Annotated in this window: 6 protein-coding genes and 1 pseudogene; 3 read left to right on the top strand and 4 right to left on the bottom strand. The window is 66.6% G+C overall.

Annotated features, from left to right (window positions below; translation table 11 throughout):
- Positions 1 to 127: pseudogene (locus ACTHNZ_RS25200) on the top strand (VOC family protein); the annotation flags it as partial.
- A 53-nt stretch (positions 128 to 180) separates the two neighbouring features.
- Here ACTHNZ_RS25200 and ACTHNZ_RS25195 read toward each other — a convergent pair.
- The gene (locus tag ACTHNZ_RS25195; protein ID WP_440545320.1) at positions 181 to 945 is read right to left on the bottom strand and encodes an SDR family oxidoreductase; all 765 of its coding nucleotides are present in this window, start codon (positions 943 to 945) and stop codon (positions 181 to 183) included.
- 109 nt (positions 946 to 1,054) lie between these two features.
- On the opposite strand from ACTHNZ_RS25195, the gene ACTHNZ_RS25190 reads away from it, so the two are divergent.
- Positions 1,055 to 1,996 (top strand): LysR substrate-binding domain-containing protein, encoded by a 942-nt coding sequence (locus ACTHNZ_RS25190; protein ID WP_440545319.1) that lies wholly within the window; start codon positions 1,055 to 1,057, stop codon positions 1,994 to 1,996.
- Between the two features lie 50 nt (positions 1,997 to 2,046).
- Here ACTHNZ_RS25190 and ACTHNZ_RS25185 read toward each other — a convergent pair whose 3' ends face one another.
- Positions 2,047 to 2,985 carry a helix-turn-helix domain-containing protein gene (locus tag ACTHNZ_RS25185; protein ID WP_440545318.1) on the bottom strand — a complete coding sequence of 313 codons (939 nt, stop codon included), beginning with the start codon at positions 2,983 to 2,985 and terminating at the stop codon, positions 2,047 to 2,049.
- Between the two features lie 139 nt (positions 2,986 to 3,124).
- Here ACTHNZ_RS25185 and ACTHNZ_RS25180 point away from each other — a divergent pair, with 139 nt between their 5' ends.
- Positions 3,125 to 4,549, top strand: coding sequence for a cytochrome P450 (locus ACTHNZ_RS25180; RefSeq protein ID WP_440545317.1), 1,425 nt, complete (start codon positions 3,125 to 3,127; stop codon positions 4,547 to 4,549).
- 39 nt (positions 4,550 to 4,588) lie between these two features.
- Here the strand turns inward: ACTHNZ_RS25180 and ACTHNZ_RS25175 are convergent, their stop codons facing one another.
- Complete coding sequence (locus ACTHNZ_RS25175) at positions 4,589 to 5,833, bottom strand: NAD(P)/FAD-dependent oxidoreductase (RefSeq protein ID WP_440545316.1); 1,245 nt, start codon at positions 5,831 to 5,833, stop codon at positions 4,589 to 4,591.
- Positions 5,834 to 5,866: 33 nt separating this feature from the next.
- Positions 5,867 to 6,646 carry an ABC transporter substrate-binding protein gene (locus ACTHNZ_RS25170; RefSeq protein ID WP_440545315.1) on the bottom strand — a complete coding sequence of 260 codons (780 nt, stop codon included), beginning with the start codon at positions 6,644 to 6,646 and terminating at the stop codon, positions 5,867 to 5,869.
- Positions 6,647 to 6,737 lie beyond the last annotated feature (91 nt).

Genomic DNA, 6,737 nt, shown 5'->3' with positions numbered 1-6,737 from the left:
CGGCGGCACGTGCGAAGGCGAACCGGGGCTCAGGCCTCACTATCACGCCCATTACTACGGGGCGTATTTCCGAGACCCGGAGGGCAACAAACTATGCGTCTGCTGTCATGAGGCAACACCCGAGTAGAAGCGGCCGACGGGAGCGCGGACTCGCCCGGGAGTACGGGGCAAAATCCCCCGTTACACCAAACGTCCGCCGCCGTCGACGTGCAGCACTTCTCCCGTGATGAAGCCGCCAGCAAGCAACAAGCCGACAGCCTGGGCGACATCGTCCGGGCGCCCGATGCGGCCCGTCGGCAACGCGGCGGCGGCCGATGCCAGTGCCTCGTGCTTGGCGTCGCCGAAGAAGCTGTCCAGCAGCGGCGTATCGACCAAACCTGGCGACACGGCATTCACGCGAATCGGCGCGAGCTCGATTGCGAGCGAGCGCACGATCGCTTCGATCGCAGCCACGGCGCCCGCCAGAATCGCGCCCGTCCGAATCGGGCGCTCGGCCAGTAATCCGGACGTCAAAACGATGGAGCCGGTCGCGCGCAGCCGGCCAAGTGCCGCGCGCACGATCGAAAGCGGTCCCACGAGCCGTTCCTCCAGGGTCCAGCGCAAATCCGCAGGCGTGCTCTCTCGCAGCGCTTTTAGCGACGCCGTGCCTGCCGTGATCACCAAATGATCGACCTCGGGCAATGTGTCGAACAAAGAGGAAAACGACGAGGAATCCCGCACGTCGCCGATGCATTGCCGCGCATGGCCGATCTCTTCGGCGGCGCGGCGCAGTCGCTCCGGATCGCGGCCGACGAGCGTCACTTCGGCACCCTCGCGGACAACGTGGCGCGCCACCGCCAGTCCGATCCCCGAGGTGCCGCCGATCACGACGACGTGCCGGCCTGCAAGGGTGGGGCGCGTCGTTTCGGCCGTGGTCTCGGTGCACGCAACTATCGCTTCGTTCATCATCTTCTCCGATCGATAAAAATGGAATCGCCATGTTGAATGCGAGGCTGTGCCGGGAGAACGCGCTAGCGTTCGATTTACGTCATCGAATAATTTGATAGATTGCGGCATGGACCTTCTCCTTGCCATGCGCGTGTTCGTGCGCGTCGTCGAATGCGGCGGACTCTCGGCCGCCGGCCGCGATCTCGGGCTCGGGCAGCCCGCCGTCAGCGAGCGTCTGCGCCAACTCGAGCGTCATCTCGGCGCACGGTTGCTCGATCGCAATACGCGATCCGTCAATGTGACGGACGTGGGGGCGGTGTTTTACCCGCGCGCGAAGGCCGCGCTCGGTGCAGCCGAGGAGGCCGCGGCCAGTGTCGCGACGTTCAACCGGCAGTTGCGCGGCACGCTGCGCATCGCGGCGCCGCATGCCCTCGGCGAAGTGATGCTGCCGCCCCTCTTGGCGGCACTGCAGCAACGCCATCCGGAGTTGTCGATCGATTTGGTCCTGAATGACCGCTTCGTCGATCCCGTGATCGAGGGCGTGGACGTATCGATCCGCGTAGGCCGACTCGGCGAAGGTGGATTCGTCGCGCGTCCGCTAGGCCGTGTGCGCCGCGCGTTGCTAGCGTCGCCCGGCTATCTCGCCCGCGCGGGGATGCCGGCATCGCCTGCCGCGCTGGCGGCGCATCCCTTCGTCCATATCGATGGCCTCGCGCGGGACGGCAAGCTGCAGCTAGACAGCCCCGAGGGTGAGCCGATCACCGCGGCGGTGCGCTCGGCATGGCGCTGCAATCACTGGCGTCCGCTGCTGGCGGCGCTATTGGCCGGCAATGGAATCGGCGTCCTGCATCGGTCCGTCTGTCGCGACGAGATTGCGGCGGGACGACTCGTCCCGGTGCTGGCCGATCATTCGCTACCGGACTTGCCGGTGCACGCCATTTATCCCGGCTCGCGCAGCGTACCCGCGAAGACCGGCGCCGTCGTGGCATGGCTGCAGGCGCAGATGCCGGCGCTGCTCGACGAGGACGACATCGCTGCGGGGCAGGACGCGCGCATCGAGGGCCCATAGAGGCTAGCGGCTCGCTCGCCCACCACACCGATCGCACGAGCCATCCGCGTTCAAACCCATAGCCGGTAGGCCCAGAACGATTCGTCCTCGATGAAGCGCCGGGTGAACTCGCTCGGCGAAAAGCCCGTGGCGCGTTTGACTGCGCGGCTCAGATGCGCTTGATCGGCGAAGCCCTCATCGTGGGCGATCTCGGCCCAATCCAACGGCTGTCCTGCCTCGTAGCGCTCGCGCGCCGTGAAGAACAAGCCCTCGGTCCGGACGAGCGATTGCCACTCGCGCAATGAGCGCCCGCTGTATGCTTTGATGCGGCGTTCGACTTGTCGCGGGCTATGTGTGCGGCGCCATTCGTGAGCCTGCCACGCGAGCCGCTCGACCCAGTAGCGCCCGGCCTCGCGCAGCGGCGACAGCTTCGTGCCGCCGCCCCGGATCGCCCGCCATGGTCCGCTCAGGTGCTGCTCGAGCACGGCGAGCGATTGTACGTCGCTGCGGGCTACCAGCAGCGCAGCGAGCAACGGACGCCAGGCCGGACCGAGCAGCGGCTCGGCCGGCACGATCGTGTCCTGGATAGCGGCCAAGTCGATACCGAACAGCGCCCGCGCCGCGCCGGCTTCGAAGCAGATCATGCCCGAGCGGCCCTCGTTGCGCTCCCAGCAGACGCTCGGTTGCGAATGGCTGCCCGAAAGCATGAGCGCCGCATCGAACCGATGCCAGTGCGCACCCCGCGGCCCGCATTCGACACGGCCGGCATCGACGCCTTGAAACCAGGAGAGGCACACGAGCGGCGAGGCGGGGAAGTGCGTGAAACGTTGAGCGTCGGTCAACGCGAAGCCGCGCGTATCGCGGGAAAGGATGCCGACGACCGCGCCTTGCAAAGCAGGCGGCGCGAGTTGCAGCCGCGAATGTGGTGGCCGGCCTCCCATTGACGCGAGCGGTGCGCGCGTCGATGGATCGGGGCACGGCGGCGAAAGTGGCAAGGTGGTGGCAAGCATGAGCGCCGAGTATAGGCAAGGGTGCCCTCGGGTGTCGATGTCGTTTTCGTTCAAGACGAGGTGCGGCCGTCGGTGCATCATGCGCAGCAAAGAACGAACGCTATGAAGCGCAACCTAGAGCAGAGGCCGTCGGTCCCCCATGAACTCGCCATCTTCCTCCCGCTGCCCCCTCCACGGCGATGTATCGCCAGCGACGACCGCGACGCAGCAGCCCGCCGGCGTATGGCCCCCGGGACCTCGGAGCATGACCGGACTTGGGCTGCTCCGTCGCATGTCGCGCGATCCGCTCGACACGCTCGCGCAATGGAAGCGTCAATTCGGCGATGTGGTGCACGTGCGCTTCTGGCCCGAGCACGACGTCATCGTTGCCGATCCCGAGCTCGTGCGCGAATTGCTGGTCGAGCATCATGACGCGTTGATTCGCTGGGAGCGCGGCATCCGCGTATTCGAGCAGATCCATGGGCACAGCGTGCTCGTTGCCGAGGGCGAGGCATGGCGCAAGAAGCGGCATGCGATGCAGCCGAGCTTTTACCCGAAGGCGGTTCAAAGTTTTTCGCCGACGATCGCCGTGGCAATCGAGCAGGCGCTCGAACGATGGCCCGTGCACGACGCGCATTGGCCGATCGAAAGCGCGCTGATGTCGCTGACGATGGAAGTCATTTTGCGGATGACGTTTTCGAGTGGGATCGGCGGCGATGCACGCGTCGCGGAGCAGGCGCTTCGTGTGGCGAGCGCGGCGGCCAACGCCGAGTTCTATTGGCCGGCGAGCTGGCCCGACTGGGTGCCGTGGAAGCGCGCCAAGCGCCGAGCCCTCGCTGAACTGAACGGCCTCATCGGACGGCATCTGCGGGCGCGCACGAGCACGCCGCGCGATCGCTGGCCCGACGATCTACTGACTCGGCTGCTGTCGCTGCACGCGGCCGACCCTGCCGCCTGGCCGCTGCAGGCCGTGCGAGACGAATGCATGACCACCTTTCTAGCCGGACACGAGACGACCGCGGCGACGCTCACGTGGTGGGCGTGGTGCATGGCATCGAATCCCGACGCTCAGGCGGCTGCGCGCGCCGAGGTGCGACGGGTTTTGCAAGGCAGCGCGCCGACGGCACGGACGCTGCCATCGCTGACCTATCTCGCGCAGACGATCAAGGAGACGCTGCGACTCTATCCCGTCGCGCCGATACTCGTCAGCCGTCGAAGCACGCGACCGATTCAACTAGCAGGGTGGCAGCTTCCCGCTCGCACGCTGTTCATGCTGCCCGTGCAGCTGATGCATCACGACGCGCGATGGTTTCCGCAGCCGGAGGCCTTCCGACCGGAGCGATTCGCGGCCGATGCGCCGGCACTGCCGCGCGGCGCCTATATGCCGTTCGGCGCTGGGCCGCGCGTCTGCCTCGGGCAGCATTTGGCGATGGCCGAGATGACGGCGATCGCCGCCATGCTGCTGCAACGCTACGAGTTATCGAATCCCGAAGGGATGAAGGCGCCGCGCGCGGTCTGGAATGTCACGCTGCGGCCCGAAACCCCCATGCGTTTGGCGCTCGGCAACGTCAGCGCCAACGCCTAAGTTTCACTGCCCCTCCTGCCAAGAGCGGTTTCAGGCGATTCAACCGAACCGTTCGGGACGATAGGGGCTGGGGTCGGTAAAGGTGGGCTCGCCGGTCATCATTTCGGCGAGGAGGCGCCCGGTGACGGGGCCGAGCGTCAACCCGTGATGGTTGTGACCGAACGCGAACCACAGGCCGCGATGACGCAGGGCGCGCCCGATGACGGGGCGCATGTCGGGCGTGCAGGGCCGCATGCCGAGCCAGGGCGTGCGATCGATGCGCTCGCCGAGGCCGAACGCCGCACGGGCCAGCGGCTCGACGCGTTCGAGCTGGATCGGCGTGGGCGGCGCACCGCGCTTGGCAATCTCGACGCCCGTGGTCAGCCGCAAGCGGCCGCCCGTCATCGGTGCCACGACATAACCGCGTTCGCTGTCGACGATCGGCATCGACGGCATGGCCCGCGCCGGCCGGTAGTGCATGTGGTATCCGCGCTTGGCGCGCAACGGGATGCGATAGCCGAGCGGCGCGAAAACGAGGTCCGACCACGGGCCCAGTGCTACGACGACGTCCTTTGCGCCGAGCACGCCGTGCTCCGTTTGGACGGTCCACCCGGAATCGGACGCCCGCAGTGTGGTGGCGTCGCCGATCAGGAGGCGGCCGCCACCACGCTCGAACAGCGAGGCATATCCTTTGACGAGCGCGCCCGGGTCGCGAACGCTTTTCGGATCGGCCCAATGCACGGCACCGCAGATATCGGTGCCGACGGCCGGCTCGCTCGCGCGCAGCGCCGCGCCGTCGAGCACATTCACGTGCAAACCGTGCTCGCGCGCCGCGTGATCCGCCTCCTCGACGGCCCGCGCGAACGCTGCCGTCGTGCGGAACGCTTCGATCCATCCGCGCGCTTCGACGAGATCGGCAAGCCCCGCGCGGGCGATCAGCTTGTCGTGCTCGGCCACGCACGCGCCGATCAACGGCTGCATGTCGCGCGCGGCGGCATCGAGCCGCCGCGGCGCCGATTCCCACCAGAACCGTGCAAGCCAGCTCGCGTAGCCGGGCAGCGCTTTGTAGTCCCAGTAGAGATCGGTCGAACGATTGCACGCGTACCGAAACAGCGTGCCGACGTCGCGTGGAAACGCATAGGGCACGAGCGACGAACGTTCGATGAGCCCGGCGTTGCCGAAGCTCGTCTCCTCGCCGGGCGCGCGGCGATCGACGAGCGCCACGCGGCGGCCGCGGTCCTGCAGATGCAAGGCCGCGGACACGCCGACGATACCGGCGCCCAACACGATGACGTCAAAATCCATGGCGGGCAGCTCTTTCGGAGTTTTAATTAAGCATTACTTTGCAATGATGTCGCGCTTGAAGTATTTCTGCGAGAGCTTACTGAGCGTGCCGTCCTGCTTCAAGGCATCGAGCGCCGCGTTGACCTTCGCCAGCAATGCCGAGTCGCTCTTGCGCAAGCCGAAGCCCGTGCCTTCGCCGAGCGTCGACGGATCGCGCAACGGCTCGCCCACGATGGCGTAGCCGGCGCCGTTCGGCTTGTCGAGGAATCCGTCCTGCGCCGTCTGCGCTTCCTGCACGGCGGCGTCGAGCCGGCCGGAGACGAGATCCGAATAGACCTGATCCTGATCCTGATAGGAAACGATGTCCACGCCGGCGTTTGCCCAATGCTTCTTCAGGAAATCCTCCTGCGACGATCCCTGCAAGACGCCTACGTGCTTGCCCCGCATTGTCTTGGTATCGGGCAGCAGGCCCGACCCGCGCTTGGCGATCATCACGATCGGCACGACGTAGATCGGCCGCGTGAACGCAATGCTTTCCTTGCGCTTCTCGGTGATGTTCATCGCCGAATTGATCACGTCGAATTTGCGCGCTTGCAGCGCCGGAATCAAGCCGTCGAACGCGTTTTCCACCCAGACGCATTTCATCCTCATCTTCGCGCACACGGCGTTGCCCACGTCCACGTCGAAGCCCACGAGCGTGCCCGATGCCGTCTTGCTTTCGAACGGGGGATAGGCGGCCTCGATTCCGAAACGCAAGGTGTTGGGCGACTGCGCGAATGCGGTGCCGGCCGTGACGGCGAAGGCGGCGGCGAGCAAGGTGAGCTTGAGCTTCATGGCGGAGAGTCCTGTCGTGGATGAACGATGCGAATGGCGATCCCCGGCTCGGCGGCGACGCAATCTCGCATATCGTGTAGACTGCGAGTCC

The sequence above is a fragment of the Trinickia sp. genome (genome assembly GCF_051953955.1).
Taxonomy (GTDB): Bacteria; Pseudomonadota; Gammaproteobacteria; order Burkholderiales; family Burkholderiaceae; genus Trinickia.
This window is presented reverse-complemented; position numbering and strand designations above follow the sequence as displayed.

Excerpts from the sequence above, each read along its gene's own strand:
- ACTHNZ_RS25175 (WP_440545316.1), bottom strand. The coding sequence starts at position 5,833 with ATGGATTTTGACGTCATCGTGTTGGGCGCCGGTATCGTCGGCGTGTCC.
- ACTHNZ_RS25170 (WP_440545315.1), bottom strand. The coding sequence starts at position 6,646 with ATGAAGCTCAAGCTCACCTTGCTCGCCGCCGCCTTCGCCGTCACGGCC.
- ACTHNZ_RS25185 (WP_440545318.1), bottom strand. The coding sequence starts at position 2,985 with ATGCTTGCCACCACCTTGCCACTTTCGCCGCCGTGCCCCGATCCATCG.
- ACTHNZ_RS25195 (WP_440545320.1), bottom strand. The coding sequence starts at position 945 with ATGAACGAAGCGATAGTTGCGTGCACCGAGACCACGGCCGAAACGACG.
- ACTHNZ_RS25180 (WP_440545317.1), top strand. The coding sequence starts at position 3,125 with ATGAACTCGCCATCTTCCTCCCGCTGCCCCCTCCACGGCGATGTATCG.
- ACTHNZ_RS25190 (WP_440545319.1), top strand. The coding sequence starts at position 1,055 with ATGGACCTTCTCCTTGCCATGCGCGTGTTCGTGCGCGTCGTCGAATGC.